A 15732-nucleotide genomic window follows, 5' to 3' on the forward strand; every position below is an offset into this window, starting at 1 on the left:
TCGAAAAAACCTTGATTTTATGGGAAAAAGAGGTTGACACACCCGGCTGAATGTAATATAATGTATAACTGTGACGTTAGACGAAAATGCTTATGCCAATGCCCCGGAGTGAGCGTTTTACGATATAGTTTTAATAATAACAGCAATTTAACAGGAGGTTAACCAATGAAAACTTTTATGGCTAGTCCAGCAACAATTGAGAGAAAATGGTACGTAGTTGACGCTACAGGACATACATTAGGACGCTTGGCTTCAGAAGTGGCTAAAGTATTAAGAGGAAAGAATAAACCGATCTTCACACCACATATGGATTGCGGCGATTATGTAATTATCGTAAATGCAGATAAGGTGAACGTATCTGGAAAGAAGTTAGACCAGAAGATTTACTACAATCACTCTGATTATGTAGGCGGAATGAAGGAAACAACCTTAAGAGAAATGATGGCTAAGAAGCCGGAGAAGGTTATGGAATTAGCAGTTAAGGGTATGCTTCCGAAAGGACCTTTAGGAAGAAGCATGATGACAAAACTTCACGTTTACGCTGGACCGGAACATGATAATGCGGCTCAGAAACCAGAAGTTTTAGAAATCAAATTTTAATTAAGGTACTGAAAGGAGGAAGTTATCATGGCTAATGCAAAATTTTATGGAACAGGCAGAAGAAAAAAATCTATTGCCAGAGTATATTTAGTACCGGGTACAGGTAAGATCACAGTTAATAAGAGAGACATCGATGAGTACTTCGGTCTTGAAACATTAAAAGTTGTTGTTCGTCAGCCGTTAGTTGCTACAGAGACCAACGATAAGTTTGACGTACTGGTTAACGTTCATGGTGGTGGTTTTACAGGACAGGCAGGTGCTGTAAGACACGGTATCTCCAGAGCTCTTCTTCAGGCAGACGCTGATTACCGTCCGATCCTCAAGAAAGCTGGTTTCTTAACAAGAGACCCGAGAATGAAAGAAAGAAAGAAGTACGGCTTAAAGGCAGCTCGTCGTGCTCCACAGTTCTCCAAGAGATAATAAGAAATATTATAAGAAAATTAACAGAACCCTTGAAAACTCAGTGTTTTCAAGGGTTTCTCTATGTTTAAAGCAATTATGTGAAAGCCTAAAAAGTTTTGAAAACATGTTCGTAACAGACAAAAAATGGGTATTTGAGATAAGACTTATATGGTGGTAGATCAACAAGCGTCAATAAAGGTTTGTCAGAAACATATTTGATTAGTGGCATTTTGGTGTCTGGGCAAAAAGAATAGGGAGTATCTCAATACAATTTATAGATTGTATTGAGATACTCCCTATGATAAAATGGACGCAAAGACAATCGTGTTGCAGGGTGAGTTGACTCCTATTCTTATAGAATGGGTGTGATGCTTATGAAAAATCATTTTGATTTTAAGGATATAATGACTTTTGGTCTGTTCCTTTTGGCATTACTTACATTCATTTTTTCGTTTTGTAAGTAGTTCTACATAGCAAAACCGCCCTTGTACTTTGGCGAGTAAGGGAGGTTCTTTAACTAAACTTATGGGTCAACCCCTTGTGGGCGGTTGTTCCTTTTCTATCTTTATAACATAACATGATATTAAATTCAATAGCCTATTTTGTGGGTTTGAAGTTCTCAAAGAGATAATCAGACAAATTACGAGTTCATTCAAATCCCGCAGGCGGTTTCGTCTGTGGGATTTTTTGATACAGCGATAAAGTGCGGGAGGTCTTATGCTTCAGATTGCCATTTGTGATGATGAAAAATATTACCGGGAAACCATCCGGTCGCTCCTCACGAAATACTTAGAGAAGCGTGGGCTAACGTACACGTTTTCCATATTTCTGTCCGGAGAAGAGTTATTGAGCCTGCCGGAAAACGCCGTGAAATATGACGTTGTGTTCATGGACATCAATATGAGCCGTGTGGACGGGATCGAGACGGCCGCCTGGATGAGGTCCCATCATTCGGAGACGGAGATTGTGTTTGTGACCGCATTTATTCATTATGCGCCGGAGGGATATAAGGTGGATGCGGTACGGTTTATCATGAAGGACACCCTGGAGGCGGCTCTTCCGGAGTGTATGGATGCGGTTCTCAAGAGAAAACGGCTGGAACAGGTGGAATTTTCCTGTGTGGAGGGGCATGTGAGGCTGTTTACGGATCGGATTCTCTACGTGGAGAGCCGGAAGCATAAGTCCATCTTCTGTTATCAGGGGGCGGAGCCGGCAGGCTACCAGGTCTATTTGAAGCTGGATGAGATCGAAGGGCGGCTGAAGGAATACGGTTTTCTGCGAATCCATAAGAGCTATCTGGTAAATATGAAGCATGTGAGGCGGATCAGCAATTATGAGGCTGAGCTTGACAGCGGGGAACGGCTGCCCATTCCGCGGCTCCGGTTCCAGGCGGTGAAAGAAGAGTATGCAGTATACAAAGGAGCGCTGTAATGGGGATTGTGATGCGAAATATCCTGTTGTGCCTGATGCTGGGGACTGGCTGCAGCATTTATTATGAAACGATCGTGCCGGTGCGGGTCTGGCGCAAAGCATGGGTGAGGTATACGGCGGTTCCGGCGTTTTCGCTGGGATTTCTGGTGATTGCATTTACGGAAATTCCGCCCTATATCCTGCAGCCGGTGAGAGTGATCGCCATCCTGTGGCTGGTCTCGTGGATTTACTTTCAGATGAAGGCGGTGCAGAGTTTGATTCTCTCCGTGCTGTTCTGCACGGCCATGTGGATCGTGATGGCCATTGTCGTGTCGGCCGTATACGCACTGCCGCCGGGGTACCGGGGACTTGAGATGATCGAGGAAGAGGTGTCCTACAGTGTTCTGCTGTGTCTGCTGCTGGTGTTTCATTTTCGGTACCGGAAGAAGATCAGCGGCCTTACTGGGGCGCAGTGGGCCAGGTTTGGGTATTTTCCCATATTCAGTATGATCGTGATCATGGCAATCAGTATGATGATGGGAAGCGGGGATACGGAGCGGTTGGTGGCAGTGGCCGGTTTTGGCGTTCTCAATGTGATTGCCCTGTATTTTATTGGAAATATTCTGGAGAAGGATGCCCAGGTGCAGGAGATGAGACTGCTCCAGGAACGCACACAGAACCAGATGGAGATGTACCAGAATATGCAGAGGAATTATGAACGGCAGAGGCGTGACCTGCACGACTATAAGAACCAGTTGACCTGCATCCAGGGCCTTCTTCTGGAGGACCGCAGGGAGGAGGCGCTCCGTTACGTGGAAACGCTGAACGGAAATCTGCGAAAAAACGCGGATTTTGTAAACACGAACCATGCGGTTGTCAATGTGGTGCTAAATCAGAAGTATCAGAGCGCGTTGGAAAGAAATATTACGATGCTTCTGTCTGTCAACGATCTGTCCGGGCTGACGATGCGTGAGGAGGACTTAGTCACGCTGCTTGTCAATCTGCTGGACAATGCCGTGGAGGCCTGCGAAAAGCTGAAAGAGAACCGGGTGATCAGGTTTAAGATGGTACTGGAGGAGGGGGAGCTGATCCTTTCGGTCAGAAATCCTGTGGCGGTGCCTGTCGTCATCGACGGAAAAAGAATTGTTACCACGAAAATGGATGGGGGCAATCATGGAATCGGGCTGCTCAATGTGAATGGCGTGATTGAACGCAGCGGCGGAACCTCTGCGCTGAGATGTGAGGACGGTTGGTTTTGCTTTTCTGCGATGATTCCGGCTACAGAGTAAAGGGGTTATTGGCGGAGTCAGTATTCTGAAGTTTATGATACGCAGTACTGGTTACCTGTTGAGGGGAAAAATAGAAGGAGGTGCCGGAAGGCGCCTCTTTTTGCTGCCGCACCGTCTGTTTGTGCTCTGGTTATTGTTCTGTGAGGCGAAGATTCCTATAATTAGGGGGACGAATCAGAGAAGCGGCTGAATCAGAGAAGCGGCTGGATCAGAGAAAGCGGCTGGATCAGTGAATCTGACGTTTCACGGAAAGGAGAGAGGGCAAATGAAGGGACTGAAAATGAGGCTTGTAATGGCAGCAGTGGTATGTGTCTGCCTGGCAGCCTGCGGCGGGAAGAGGAGTACTGCCAATGCAGAGACGCCGGAAGCGGCGGTTAAGTCGGCCATGGAGGCTTTACAGGCACTGGATTTAAGGACGTTTAATGCCTGCACGGATAATTATGTCAGCACCGACAGAAACTGGCTGGGGATACCGGTGGAGAGGAGATACCGGGTGTTCAACGAGCTGCAGCAGCCGGGGATCCTGCAGGGGGCGAAAGAGCGGTCTAATCAGGCGTTTGCGGAGAAAATGGTGGAGAATCTGACATGGGAGATCCTTGGGGAGACGACAGAGGGCGGCCAGTCTGCTATTACCTTGCGCATTACGAATACGGATATGTCCAACGTCATGGGATATTATACGGTTCATATTCTGGAGAAAATGGCGGGCGGCAGGGGAACCGGGATGAAAGAGCTGTTTGAAGAGATCGCGGAGTCTGATTACGACAGAGGCGGAGTCCTTCCATTTCTCGATGAGGCGGAAGGAAGTGTGACGACCGATGTGGAGGTGACGGTATGCCGGGAAAATAACAGATGGATTATGAAGATCACAGATCCATTTATTGAGGCGTTTATGGGGAATTTCGGAACAGGGGAATTTTCTGATGAGGTGAAAGTGCGTATCGATGAACTGGAAAAGGAGTATGAAAAGAAGATGGACCAGTGGGGAGAGGACTTCGGCAGCCGGATCGAGCAGTGGGTGGAAGGGATTTTTGATTAAAATACCGCTTGAATTATGGACCGGACTGTGCTAAAATCTATTTTTTCCTAAAACGCAGGAGATGGATGGAGCATCGGAAAGGAACCGTATGGAGTGGGAGAAATTGCTTTCAAAGGAACGTTTTTATCATTCGGGAGACAGGGAAGAGTCTGGCCGGAATGATTATGATACGATTATCAGGAGTACGCTGTTTCGGCGGCTTCAGGACAAGGCACAGGTATTTCCGCTGGAGGCGGACGATTATGTCAGAACGCGTCTTACGCACTCTCTGGAGGTATCTGCCATCGGGAAAAGGCTGGGAGAGCTGACATTCCGGCGGCTGAAGGAGAGGCGGACAGACGCCTGGTTTGAAGAAAACCCGGAAACAGAATTTTCAGATACGCTTCTGTGTGCGGGATTGGTGCATGACATTGGAAATCCGCCCTTCGGTCATTTTGGAGAATATGCGGTCCGGGAGTGGTTTCAGCGTTATTTGAAGGACATGGAGCTGGGCGGACGCAGCGTCACGGAGGTGCTGGAGCGTGAGATGGTGACGGACCTTTACTGTTTTGAGGGCAATGCCCAGTCGCTGCGGCTTCTTTCCAAAACACCTCATCTCGGGAGGCAGCAGGGGTTCAATCTGACGTACCGTGTGCTGGCGTCCATTATCAAGTACCCGGTCTCCTCTTTTGCCATGAAGAATGGCAGCGGGAGCAGCCAATACGGAAAGTTCGGATATTATGTGGCGGAGCGGCCGCTCTTTCTGGCAGTCGAGGAGGCTGTCGGGACGGCCGGGGCGCGCCATCCGCTGTCCTATCTCCTGGAAGCGGCGGACGATATCGCTTACCGGACCTCGGATCTGGAGGATGCAATGGTAAAGAAGATTCTGACATTTTCCCAGATTGCCGCTGTGCTGGAGGAGTATGTGCCCGGAGACGGCATAAGCGGAGAAGGAAGAGAGGAGATGACGGAGGCAGTTCTTCTTCTGAAGCAGATGTATGAAGAGGAAATTGCACACGGTGACCGGAAGATGGGAGGCGCTGTGGTCAGAAACCCGAAGCCGGAGCTGGCGGCCGTCCAGCGCTGGAACCGGTACGTACAGGAGATGATGATCGGGGACGCGGCCAGTTCGTTTGAGAAAAATTATGATGCGATAATGAACGGCGCCTTTGAGGGCGATCTGCTGTCGGGGACGCCGTCCGGGTGCCTGGTGGAGGCCATCTCCAGGCTCTGCGAGGAGGTGGTCTATACAAGCCCTGTGAAAATAAAGGCGGAGCTGTTCGGGCGCAGAGTCATCGATTCCCTGATGGGCCAGTTTATGCCGGCGGCAGTCAAATATGATACCGGCGAGGCAATGACATTTATTGAACGGCGGATTATGGATACGGTGTCGGATTTTTATAAATCCATGTACCATGCACAGGCGGTGGGAAAGAGCGAAGAGGAGAGACTGTATCTCAGAATTCTGATGGTAACGGATTATATCAGCGGGATGACGGATAATTATGCCAGACGGCTGTATCGGGAGTTGTTTTCCTGAGGCGGATGCGGGATTTAAAGCTATAGGCGATTGAAAAGGTAATGCAGAAGTAAGAAAGATGTAAGGTGCCCCAACCGGTATCGTGATGTATAATGAGGGTAAAGAAGGGACCGGAAGGGGGATATCCAATGAGAAAAACAGTTTTGTTGTGGATTGTGGCGGCTCTGACCGTGGGGATCACGGCCTGTGGGAGTGCGGAGAAAGCAGAAGCAGAAACCGAGTCAGAGTCAGAAGTGAAATCGTACTGCGCATATGTGATTAGTCTGGGAACGGATACGATCGAGGTGGATATTGCCGAATACATTACGGATGAAGACACGGAACGGATGAGGGAACTGGATCTGACCGAGGGGGATATGCCGGATGGATACTATATTTATAATCCGGATGAGACGACGGAGACGCTGCATTTGACGACGGAGACCAATTATACATTTATTGACTGGGGACGTGACTTTGTAGATGCGGATCTATATGAAGACCTTCTGATCAGCACCACCAGCCGGGAACTGTTTCGTAGCTATCTGAAGACGTATCGCAATTCGAGGCCGGGGATGCCGTTTTTCCTGGAGGTGGAGGACGGAACGGTTAAGAGTATTTTAGAGAAGCCCTTCATGTGATGGAGAGGGCGAGACGCGATTATTGGAATTGGATAATCACTGTTTCGCCCTCTTTTCTGGTATTATTTTCTAAAATATGTTAATATTTCTATTAGCGGTACATGATCCGGAAGGAGGCGGAAGATGGAGAAGAACGATATCGGTATCATTCACGGTACAGAATACCGGGCGATGACGAAGAAACTTCTGGAGTGGGCGGATCTGGCGGGAATGATTGGAAGTAAGGATAAAAAGATCGGTTTAAAGCCGAATCTGGCGGTGGCGAAGGCGCCGGAGAGCGGGGCCACCACGCACAGGGAGCTGCTGGAGGGGACCATAGAGTATTTGCAGGAACATGGATTTGGACGGATTTCCATTATGGAAGGTTCCTGGGTGGGGGACAGCACGAAGGCGGCATTCCGGGCGGCAGGATACGACCGGGTATCTGAAAGGTATGGTGTGCCTCTGGTTGATTTACAGCGGGATTCTTTTACGGAGTATGACGCAGCGGGAATGAAGATCAGCCTTTGCGATGCGGCGGCGGAAGTGGATTTCATGATTAACATGCCGGTGCTGAAGGGCCATTGCCAGACTGCGGTCACGTGCGCATTAAAGAATCTTAAAGGAGTGATTCCCAATTCGGAGAAAAGACGGTTCCATACTTTGGGTTTACATAAACCGATCGCGCATCTGAATACGATAGCGAGAAATAATTTTATTCTGGTGGATAACATTTGCGGGGATTTAGATTTCGAGGAAGGCGGGAATCCGGTGGTGATGAACCGGATTCTGGGATTTCTGGATCCGGTGCTGTGCGATGCCTGGGTCTGCGGCAGTATGGGGTACGAGACGGAGGAGGTGCCGTATATTGGGCTGGCAGAGAGACTGGGAGTCGGAAGCAGCGATACAGGGAGCGCCAATGTCGTCTTCCTGAACGAAGATGCAGCGGGAACAGCGAAATTTACCATGACCGGACGGGTGAAAAGGCTGGCTGGATATGTGGAACCGGAGGATGCGTGCAGTGCCTGTTATGGATCCTTGATCTATGCGCTGGACCGGCTGAATGACCGGGGGCTGCTCTCGAAAGGGGCTGGTCCTGTCTCGATCGGCCAGGGATGCAGGGGAAAAACAGGAAATACGGGGATCGGACGGTGTACGGAGCTGTACGAGCACTCTCTCGGCGGGTGTCCTCCGAAGGCGGTGGATATGGTGAAGTTTCTGGAGGAACATTGGGTTTCAGAACAGTAATAACAAGCAGAGCAGAAAGAAGGAAACAAGAATGGGACATTTGACAACGCGGGACGCATACCGGAACTTAAGCGACCGTATCAATTGGTTTACACAGGGCGCGCCTACTTCGGAGACCCTTTATAAAATACTGGAAGTGCTGTACACGGAGAAAGAGGCCAAATGGGTGGCACTCCTGCCTGTGCGCCCGTTTACGGTGAAGAAGGCGGCGAAGATCTGGCAGACATCAGAGTTTAAAGCGGAGCGGCTGCTGGACCATTTATGCGAGAAGGCACTTCTGGTGGACTCTTACCACAATGGAATCCGCAAGTTTGTGATGCCGCCGCCAATGGCTGGATTCATTGAATTTGCGTTGATGAGGACGAGAGGAGATATCGACCAGCACTATCTGGGGGAACTTTACTACCAGTATATGAACGTGGAGGAAGATTTTATCAAGGACCTGTTCTTTGCCACGGAGACAAAGCTGGGCCGGGTGTATGTACAGGAGCCGGTGCTGACCAATGACAAGACGAATCATATCCTGGATTACGAGCGTGCCACCCATATCGTGGAGGAAGCAGAGTACATTGGTCTGGGACTTTGTTACTGCCGTCACAAGATGTTCCACGCGGGCCATCCGTGTGAGATCAATGCACCCTGGGATGTCTGCCTTACGTTTGACAATGTGGCGCGTTCCCTGGCGCAGCATGGCGACTATGCGCGGTTAACATCCAAGGCGGAGGCGCTGGATGCCCTGGAACGCTCTTACGCCAGCAATCTGGTACAGATCGGGGAAAATGTACGGGAACATCCGGCATTCATCTGCAACTGCTGCGGCTGCTGCTGTGAGGCGCTGCAGGCGGCAAGGCATTTCAGTCCGATGCAGCCGGTGGCTACGACGAATTATATACCGGAAATATCCCTGGAGAACTGTGTGGGATGCGGTAAGTGCGCCAAGGTCTGTCCGGTTCTGGCCATTTCCATGGAAGATGGGGAGAACGGAAAGAAAAAGGCAGTGGTGAACAAGGAAATCTGTCTGGGCTGCGGCGTCTGCGCGAGAAACTGTGCGGTGAAGGCCATCGAACTGAAGAGACGCCCGGAGCAGATTATCACGCCGGTTAACAGCACTCATCGGTTTGTTCTTCAGGCGATTGAAAAGGGGACTTTGCAGAATCTGATTTTCGATAACCAGGCATTTGCCAATCACCGGGCGATGGCGGCTGTGTTTGCATCTATTCTGGAGCTGCCTCCGGTCAAACAGGCGCTGGCGAGCAAACAGCTGAAATCTGTGTATCTGGACAAGCTGCTTTCCCATCATAAGAAGTAATGGGAGGGAAGATGGGGAAGGAGACACAGAAGGAAATAATAAAAAGCATAATCCAATATCCAACCAGTAAGATAAAAACTCCGGAAAAGGGCTGCAGTTCCTTTTCCGGAGTTTTTATCTTACTGGTTATTTAAATGGTTCCCGCCGGTTTTAACGGATAGCAGTGATGCAGCAGCAGCTTGTCCTGAATCTCAGCAGTCTCTGCGTAAAAGGTTTCAGAGATTCTATTGGCGATCAGTTCCGCGTTCTGATTATCCACATCCGAAACCATGACGAGGTACTGACAGCTGCTGTACTGGGTGAAGACATCGCCGAGGCGAAGGGAATGCTGGGTGACGGACTTTAAGGTATCCATCTGCAGCTCCCGCGTTTGAAGCTTGGGGAAATCTCCATTTTTGTCGGTCAAAGTAAAAAGAATAATGTAGGCGCTTTCACCGCTTCGGCGCAGCCGGCGTTCTACAAAACGGTATATGCTTTTAAAGGTTTCATAGTCCTGGCAGTAAGCGCCGGAGGTCAGCTCCTGTTCCGATAATTCGGAACGGATTAATGCCATATCGATGTCGATACCTTTTTTTGCGGTGGAACGGCGTTCCTCGGCGGCGGTCAGAGCCGGTTTCTTATTCTTCTTCCGTTTTTCTGCCAGAAGCAGCTGATCGGCGCGGTCAAACAGATTTTTATAATCATCACCGGGCTGATAGAAGCTTCCGCATACAGTGACGGAAATACCGTTGATAAGCGGGCTGGTCATCTGGATTCCTAAAAGGCGGGTCCGTATCTGGCGGCACCGCTCATCTACAAAACTCTGGTCCTGGGCAAGCGGCATGTAGATGACGAATTCATCTCCGCCCACACGGCCCAGTATATCATTTTTAAAGGTCATGAGACTCAGGATCCGGACGACCTCCTGGATCACCGAATCTCCTGTAATATGGCCGTATCGGTCATTGATCTGCTTGAACTGGTCCACGTCAAGCACGAAAAGGACACCGGTCTTTTTTTCGGCCAGCAGCTGGTTGATTTTTGTTTCTGTAGCACCTCGGTTATAGATGCCGGTCAGCCAGTCGTGGCTGGCCAGTTTGCTTAAAATTTCGTTCTCCTCTTTCAAGGCTTCCAAATCCCGCTTCATATGTTGTTATGCCCCCTGTCACTCTGCCTTAATGATACACAGAACCCTTCTGCAAGTCAAGAAATATAGCATGGAATGCATGAAAAGAGGCACAAAGTGCATGCGCCATGGGAGATGCGGCTTGCTGTTTTGCAGGAAAGAAGGTAGAATAAATGATAACGGGAAGGCGCGTTGCAGATGGAAATGCTTCCGGCAATATGATATACTCGTAAGATGGCAGAATGACAGAAAGGAATGCAGAATTATGTATGATAAGCTGACAAAGAATGATATTCAGAAAATGCAGGAAGAGATAAATCACAGGAAGCTGGTGGTTCGGAAGGAAGCGCTGGAAGCGGTCAAGGAAGCGCGGGCCCACGGAGATTTAAGCGAGAATTTTGAGTACCACGCGGCCAAGAAGGATAAGAACCAGAATGAAAGCCGGATCCGGTATTTGGAGAGAATGATCAAGACGGCGCAGATCGTGTCCGATGAATCACGGGAAGATGAGATCGGCCTTTACAATACGGTGGATTTATATTTTGAGGATGACGACGAAGTGGAGACGTATAAGCTGGTGACCACGGTGAGGGGAAATTCCATGAAGGGTCTGATCAGCTCGGAATCACCTCTGGGCAGCGCCATTATGGGGCACAGGGTGGGAGACCGGGTCTATGTGAGGATTAACGAGAAGGCGGGATACTACGTGGTGGTGAAACGTCTGGAGAATACGACGGACGACGGGAGTGACAAGCTGAGAAGCTATTAAAGCCGCGGGAGGCGAGGTATGAAAAAAACACAGGGTGACGGCGGTCTTACGATAAAATATGCGGCGCTTCAGGGAAACTACTGGATGCTGTTTGGCTCGGTCTTTACGTTTATAGCGGTATTTCTGCTGTCCCGGGGATTTTCGGCGGGCGGTGTCGGGGTTCTGATGGCCCTTGGAAATATCACGGGGGCAGTCCTGCAGCCGTGGATCGCCGCTGTGGCGGATAAGAGTGAGAAATATACGCTGAAACAGCTGATGATGTGTATCACCGTCCTGGGAATTATTCCGGCGGCAGCGCTGGCGCTTGTACCGGGATCGCGGTACCTGGCAGCAGGGCAGCTCATGGTGGTTATGGCCGTGGTAAGCGTTCAGCAGCCTCTGGTCAATGCGGTGAACGGATATTACTTAAGCCGCGGGAAATCCATGAACTTCGGGATTGCGAGAGGAACGGGCTCTCTGGGATTTGCGGTTCTTTCCTGGATTATGGGGTATTTTGTGGCGTCTTTCGGTGAAAATGTGATCCCTATTGCCATCTGCTTCCTGCTGGTCACCATGCTGGCAGTGCTTTCCTCATTTCGGATGGAACGAGGATGGGAAGATGACGCAGAAAAGGATGAGAGTGCAAAAAAGCCATCGGAGACCTCATCAAAAGGAGACGTCATTTCCCGGACACACGGCAGCGGCTGGGGGCTGATCAGAAAATACAGGAAGTTTTTCCTGGTGCTGGCCGGCATTGTATTTTTGTTCGCTTTTCACAATATGGTAAATACCTATTTAATACAGATCATGGGGCGGTTTGGCGGGGACAGCTCTGATATGGGAGCGTCCATAGCCATTGCTGCGGTCTGTGAGATTCCGGTGATGGTGATGTTTTCGAAAATTGCAGAGAGAATCAGGCCCAACCGTCTGCTTAAGATCGCAGGACTCGGCTTCCTGCTGAAAGCCGTTGCAATCTGGATGGCCGGCAGTGTGCTGCTGGTCCATGCAAGCCAGCTGCTTCAGGCCCTGTCCTTCGCGATCCTGATCCCGGCCTCCGTTTATTATTCGGATGAAGTGATGGAAGAGCAGGACCGGGTAAAAGGGCAGGCCTTCATTACTGCGGCTATCACGGTCGGCGGAATGGTGGGCAATCTCTTTGGCGGAAAGATCATTGACGCGGCAGGGGTTCCGGCCATGCTGACCATTGGTGTGGCCTGCGCGGGAGCCGGCATGCTCTTCGTCTGGATCGGTGCGGTTCCGACGAAAGAAAGGGGATCAGACGGCACATTATGATGAAGGATATGACAAAGGGGAAGATACCGTCGGAGCTGATCCGGTTTTCGATTCCGCTGATTCTGGGCAACTTGTTTCAGCTGACCTATAACGCGGTGGACTCGATCATCGTCGGCAGATGGGCGGGGGAGAATGCCCTTGCAGCGGTGGGAACGGCGAATCCCGTGATGAACATTGTGATCCTGGGGATTACCGGTATCTGTATCGGGGCCTCGGTATTAATGAGCGAATTTTTTGGGGCGGGCCGCGGGGAACAGCTGAAGCGCCAGGTGTCCACCACGCTGATCTTCGGCTGCTTCTTTTCGGCTGTCGTGGTTCTCCTGGGAGTGCTGTTTTCGGCCCCGGTTATGAGGGCACTGCGGGTGCCGGAGGAGATCTTTGGGGATGCAGTGCTGTATCTGAGGATTATCTTTCTCGGAATGCCGTTTACCTATCTGTATAACGCGGTGGCGTCCGCCCTGCGGAGTGTGGGGGATTCCAGGACGCCGGTCCGTTTCCTGGCAATGGCCTCGGTGCTTAACGGCTGTCTGGACCTGATGTTTGTCGCCGGGTTTGGCATGGGAGTTGTGGGGGCGGCGCTGGCCACAGATATCGCGGAGGCGGTGTCTGCTGTCCTGTGCGTCGTCTACGTTTACCGGAAGGTGCCTCTGCTGCAATTGAAACGGGAGGATATCCGCATGGATAGAGAACTGCTGAAGCTGACGCTGAAGCACGGCTCCATTACAGCGCTGCAGCAGTCCTGCCAGCCCATTGGCAAGCTTCTGATCCAGGGAGCCATCAATCCGCTGGGGGTCAGTACGATAGCGGCATTTAATGCGGTGAACCGGGTGGATGATTTTGCATTTACTCCGGAACAGAGTATCTCAAGTGGTATGATGACGTTTATCGCCCAGAACCGGGGGGCAGGGAAGAAAGAACGCGTGAAGAAAGGCTTACGGTACGGTCTCCTCGTCGAAGCAGGATACTGGGTGATAATCTGCACAGCGATCCTGCTTCTGAAGGAGCCTCTGATGAGGCTGTTTGTATCGGAGGGAGATACGAAGATGGTGGCGCCCGGCGTGGAGTATTTGAGCCTGATGGCATTCTTTTATCTGATGCCGGCATTTACCAACGGAATCCAGGGTTTTTTCAGGGGAATGGGGAATATGTCGATTACGCTGGTCTCCACGCTGATCCAGATCACCTTCCGTGTTGTCTTTGTATATCTTCTGGTGCCGCGGATGGGAATGACAGGGGTCGCCTGGGCCTGTCTGATTGGCTGGAGTTTCATGCTCATGGCGGAAGTTCCGTATTACTTCTGGTTTAAACGCCGCCACGAGCTGTTAAAGAATTAAATCAATCAACTTTTGCCTAAATCGCTGCTTCTGTCTATGTAGGAGGTGTGAAGCATCTCCTCCGCGAGAGGGCTGAGCGGTTTTTCATAGAAATTCTTATAAATGGCTTTTATCTCCGGGTTTTCATGGGATAAACGCAGCTTCATCTGGCGGTCTCTCGCGTAGAGGCCATCAATTCGTTTCTGACGCAGCCCGTCGCCGGAGAAGTTCTTGTCCTTCGGCTGTCCGCCGCCGCCGATACAGCCGCCCGGGCAGGTCATGACTTCTATGAACTGATAGAATTTTTCGCCGCGTTTGATGCTGTCCAATAGGCGTCTGGCGTTGGCTGTGCCATAGACGACGGCAATGTCCAGCCTGGTTCCCGCGATGGTGAGAGAAGCCTCCTTCGTGCCGGCCAGTCCGCGGACTTCCTTAAGGTCATAGAGATCATCGGGGACCGGTTCGCCTGTAAGAGCAGCATAGGCGGTACGGACCGCGGCTTCCATGACGCCGCCGGTATTGCCGAAGATCACTCCCGCGCCGGAACCCTTTCCCATAAACGGATCGTATCCAGAAGGTTCCAGAGCAAGGAAATCGATGCCCTCCGCCCTGGCCCACTGGGCCAGTTCTCTTGTGGTGATGACGTAGTCCATATCACGCATGCCTTCGATTCCCAGCGTTTTGCCTGCGGAACACATCTCCTCACGGCGAATCTCGAATTTCTTTGCGGTACATGGGGTGACCGCTACGTTTACGATCTTTTTCGGGTCCAGGTTTTCCTGATTGGCAAAATACGTCTTGATGGTCGGACCCTGCATACCGATGGGGCTCTTGGAGGTGGAGAGATTTTCCTTGAATTCCGGATAGTACGTCTCCACAAATTTTACCCAGGCGGGGCAGCAGCTGGTGAGCTGGGGAATGGGGATATTGCTGCTGGTTAACCGGCGGATCAGTTCGTTGGCCTCTTCCATAATGGTCAAGTCGGCTGCGAAATTGGTATCCAGAACGTAATCACCGCCCAGGGCGCGAAGCAGTGCAACCATGCGGTCTTCCACAAAGCTTCCCTCTTCCATGCCGAATTCTTCTCCGAGCGCCACGCGCACAGACGGCGATGTGGAGAAGATGACGATTTTGCCGGGGTCGTTCACGGCTGCTTTTACGCTTTCCCATTCAGGAACTTCTGTAATACAGCCGACAGGACAGACATTGGCGCACTGACCACAGTGGATGCAGATGGCGGTGTCGCCCGTCTTTAACAGATCATAGTAGCCTGCGACTCCGATGGACTCGGTACAGACCGTTTTACACTGGCCGCATTTGATACACAATTCCTCATGCCGCATGACAGAGGGATTATCCGGCTCGATGGGGACCCGGATGTCGGTAAATAGGTGTTTGCTCATGTGAATATTCCTCCTGAGTACGAATTAATAACAGTAACTGTTATCGATTATAAAACTTCTGACATATTTTGTCAATGGCGTTCTCCTGTTTTTTATATTCGTTGGTAATGGTTCAGCCTTCGTTTGTGCCTTTTGCGACAGCAGATGGCGGCCAGAGAGCATCGTAAAGAAATCGTGAAGATTCGGGAAATGCCATTGTAAGAAAGGCGCGGAGGCGGTATAATTTTCTTGTAATTAAGGAAGCAGCCCCCCCAATAATAATGTTTCCATACAACACATTTCCCCGTCCGGGAACCACAGCCGCTGATTCAGCCGCTGTGGTTTTCGGGCGGGGGATTTTTATTTCATAGAAAAGTTCGTTCTATGAAATAAAGACCCTCCGGGCAGGAGGCGTACTCTGCGCTAAGGAAGTATGACCGCTGAAGCAACCGCGCTCTGTGGGTTTTCTTGACGGA

Annotated in this window: 14 protein-coding genes; 12 read left to right on the top strand and 2 right to left on the bottom strand. The window is 50.6% G+C overall.

Annotation, left to right across the window (positions count from 1 at the left end; translation table 11 throughout):
* Positions 1-165: 165 nt before the first annotated feature.
* The 9 genes from rplM (at position 166) to DFR60_RS05455 (ending at position 9415) form a co-directional block, all read left to right on the top strand.
* Positions 166-600: a 50S ribosomal protein L13 gene (gene rplM / locus DFR60_RS05415; protein ID WP_002604666.1), complete on the top strand. Its 435-nt coding sequence runs from the start codon at positions 166-168 to the stop codon at positions 598-600.
* Positions 601-627: 27 nt separating this feature from the next.
* Positions 628-1020, top strand: coding sequence for a 30S ribosomal protein S9 (gene rpsI / locus DFR60_RS05420; RefSeq protein ID WP_055653562.1), 393 nt, complete (start codon positions 628-630; stop codon positions 1018-1020).
* 699 nt (positions 1021-1719) lie between these two features.
* Positions 1720-2433, top strand: coding sequence for a LytR/AlgR family response regulator transcription factor (locus DFR60_RS05425; protein WP_110321966.1), 714 nt, complete (start codon positions 1720-1722; stop codon positions 2431-2433).
* On the top strand, positions 2433-3701 hold the full coding sequence (locus DFR60_RS05430; protein WP_110321967.1) for a sensor histidine kinase: 1269 nt from the start codon (positions 2433-2435) through the stop codon (positions 3699-3701). The genes DFR60_RS05425 and DFR60_RS05430 overlap by 1 nt, the downstream gene beginning before the upstream one ends.
* A gap of 265 nt (positions 3702-3966) precedes the next feature.
* Positions 3967-4740: a hypothetical protein gene (locus tag DFR60_RS05435; protein WP_110321968.1), complete on the top strand. Its 774-nt coding sequence runs from the start codon at positions 3967-3969 to the stop codon at positions 4738-4740.
* 88 nt (positions 4741-4828) lie between these two features.
* Positions 4829-6259, top strand: a complete 1431-nt coding sequence (gene dgt, locus DFR60_RS05440) for a dGTP triphosphohydrolase (protein ID WP_110321969.1) — start codon at positions 4829-4831, stop codon at positions 6257-6259.
* Positions 6260-6387: 128 nt separating this feature from the next.
* Positions 6388-6879, top strand: a complete 492-nt coding sequence (locus tag DFR60_RS05445; RefSeq protein ID WP_110321970.1) for a hypothetical protein — start codon at positions 6388-6390, stop codon at positions 6877-6879.
* A 123-nt stretch (positions 6880-7002) separates the two neighbouring features.
* Complete coding sequence (locus DFR60_RS05450; protein ID WP_110321971.1) at positions 7003-8106, top strand: DUF362 domain-containing protein; 1104 nt, start codon at positions 7003-7005, stop codon at positions 8104-8106.
* A 31-nt stretch (positions 8107-8137) separates the two neighbouring features.
* Positions 8138-9415: a 4Fe-4S dicluster domain-containing protein gene (locus tag DFR60_RS05455; RefSeq protein ID WP_110321972.1), complete on the top strand. Its 1278-nt coding sequence runs from the start codon at positions 8138-8140 to the stop codon at positions 9413-9415.
* A 130-nt stretch (positions 9416-9545) separates the two neighbouring features.
* On the opposite strand, the gene DFR60_RS05460 is transcribed toward DFR60_RS05455, so the two are convergent.
* Entirely contained in the window at positions 9546-10541 is a 996-nt protein-coding gene (locus tag DFR60_RS05460; protein WP_110321973.1) for a GGDEF domain-containing protein, read from the bottom strand.
* Positions 10542-10785: 244 nt separating this feature from the next.
* Here DFR60_RS05460 and DFR60_RS05465 point away from each other — a divergent pair, with 244 nt between their 5' ends.
* Genes DFR60_RS05465 through DFR60_RS05475 form a run of 3 tightly spaced genes read left to right on the top strand, consistent with a single transcriptional unit; the run spans position 10786 to position 13895 of the window.
* Positions 10786-11289, top strand: coding sequence for a GreA/GreB family elongation factor (locus DFR60_RS05465; protein ID WP_002604655.1), 504 nt, complete (start codon positions 10786-10788; stop codon positions 11287-11289).
* 18 nt (positions 11290-11307) lie between these two features.
* A complete protein-coding gene (locus DFR60_RS05470) occupies positions 11308-12561 on the top strand; it encodes an MFS transporter (RefSeq protein WP_110321974.1) in 1254 nt (417 codons plus the stop codon).
* A complete protein-coding gene (locus DFR60_RS05475; RefSeq protein ID WP_341457921.1) occupies positions 12558-13895 on the top strand; it encodes an MATE family efflux transporter in 1338 nt (445 codons plus the stop codon). Before DFR60_RS05470 ends, DFR60_RS05475 begins: the two co-directional genes overlap by 4 nt.
* A gap of 5 nt (positions 13896-13900) precedes the next feature.
* Here the strand turns inward: DFR60_RS05475 and DFR60_RS05480 are convergent, their stop codons facing one another.
* Positions 13901-15277, bottom strand: a complete 1377-nt coding sequence (locus DFR60_RS05480; RefSeq protein ID WP_110321976.1) for a [FeFe] hydrogenase, group A — start codon at positions 15275-15277, stop codon at positions 13901-13903.
* Between the last annotated feature and the right edge of the window lie 455 nt (positions 15278-15732).

Origin of the sequence: Hungatella effluvii (genome assembly GCF_003201875.1) — a bacterium.
Taxonomy (GTDB): domain Bacteria; phylum Bacillota; class Clostridia; order Lachnospirales; family Lachnospiraceae; genus Hungatella; species Hungatella effluvii.

Coding starts and splice junctions, on each gene's coding strand:
- rplM (WP_002604666.1), top strand. CDS start 166: ATGAAAACTTTTATGGCTAGTCCAGCAACAATTGAGAGAAAATGGTAC.
- rpsI (WP_055653562.1), top strand. CDS start 628: ATGGCTAATGCAAAATTTTATGGAACAGGCAGAAGAAAAAAATCTATT.
- DFR60_RS05425 (WP_110321966.1), top strand. CDS start 1,720: ATGCTTCAGATTGCCATTTGTGATGATGAAAAATATTACCGGGAAACC.
- DFR60_RS05430 (WP_110321967.1), top strand. CDS start 2,433: ATGGGGATTGTGATGCGAAATATCCTGTTGTGCCTGATGCTGGGGACT.
- DFR60_RS05435 (WP_110321968.1), top strand. CDS start 3,967: ATGAAGGGACTGAAAATGAGGCTTGTAATGGCAGCAGTGGTATGTGTC.
- dgt (WP_110321969.1), top strand. CDS start 4,829: ATGGAGTGGGAGAAATTGCTTTCAAAGGAACGTTTTTATCATTCGGGA.
- DFR60_RS05445 (WP_110321970.1), top strand. CDS start 6,388: ATGAGAAAAACAGTTTTGTTGTGGATTGTGGCGGCTCTGACCGTGGGG.
- DFR60_RS05450 (WP_110321971.1), top strand. CDS start 7,003: ATGGAGAAGAACGATATCGGTATCATTCACGGTACAGAATACCGGGCG.
- DFR60_RS05455 (WP_110321972.1), top strand. CDS start 8,138: ATGGGACATTTGACAACGCGGGACGCATACCGGAACTTAAGCGACCGT.
- DFR60_RS05460 (WP_110321973.1), bottom strand. CDS start 10,541: ATGAAGCGGGATTTGGAAGCCTTGAAAGAGGAGAACGAAATTTTAAGC.
- DFR60_RS05465 (WP_002604655.1), top strand. CDS start 10,786: ATGTATGATAAGCTGACAAAGAATGATATTCAGAAAATGCAGGAAGAG.
- DFR60_RS05470 (WP_110321974.1), top strand. CDS start 11,308: ATGAAAAAAACACAGGGTGACGGCGGTCTTACGATAAAATATGCGGCG.
- DFR60_RS05475 (WP_341457921.1), top strand. CDS start 12,558: ATGATGAAGGATATGACAAAGGGGAAGATACCGTCGGAGCTGATCCGG.
- DFR60_RS05480 (WP_110321976.1), bottom strand. CDS start 15,277: ATGAGCAAACACCTATTTACCGACATCCGGGTCCCCATCGAGCCGGAT.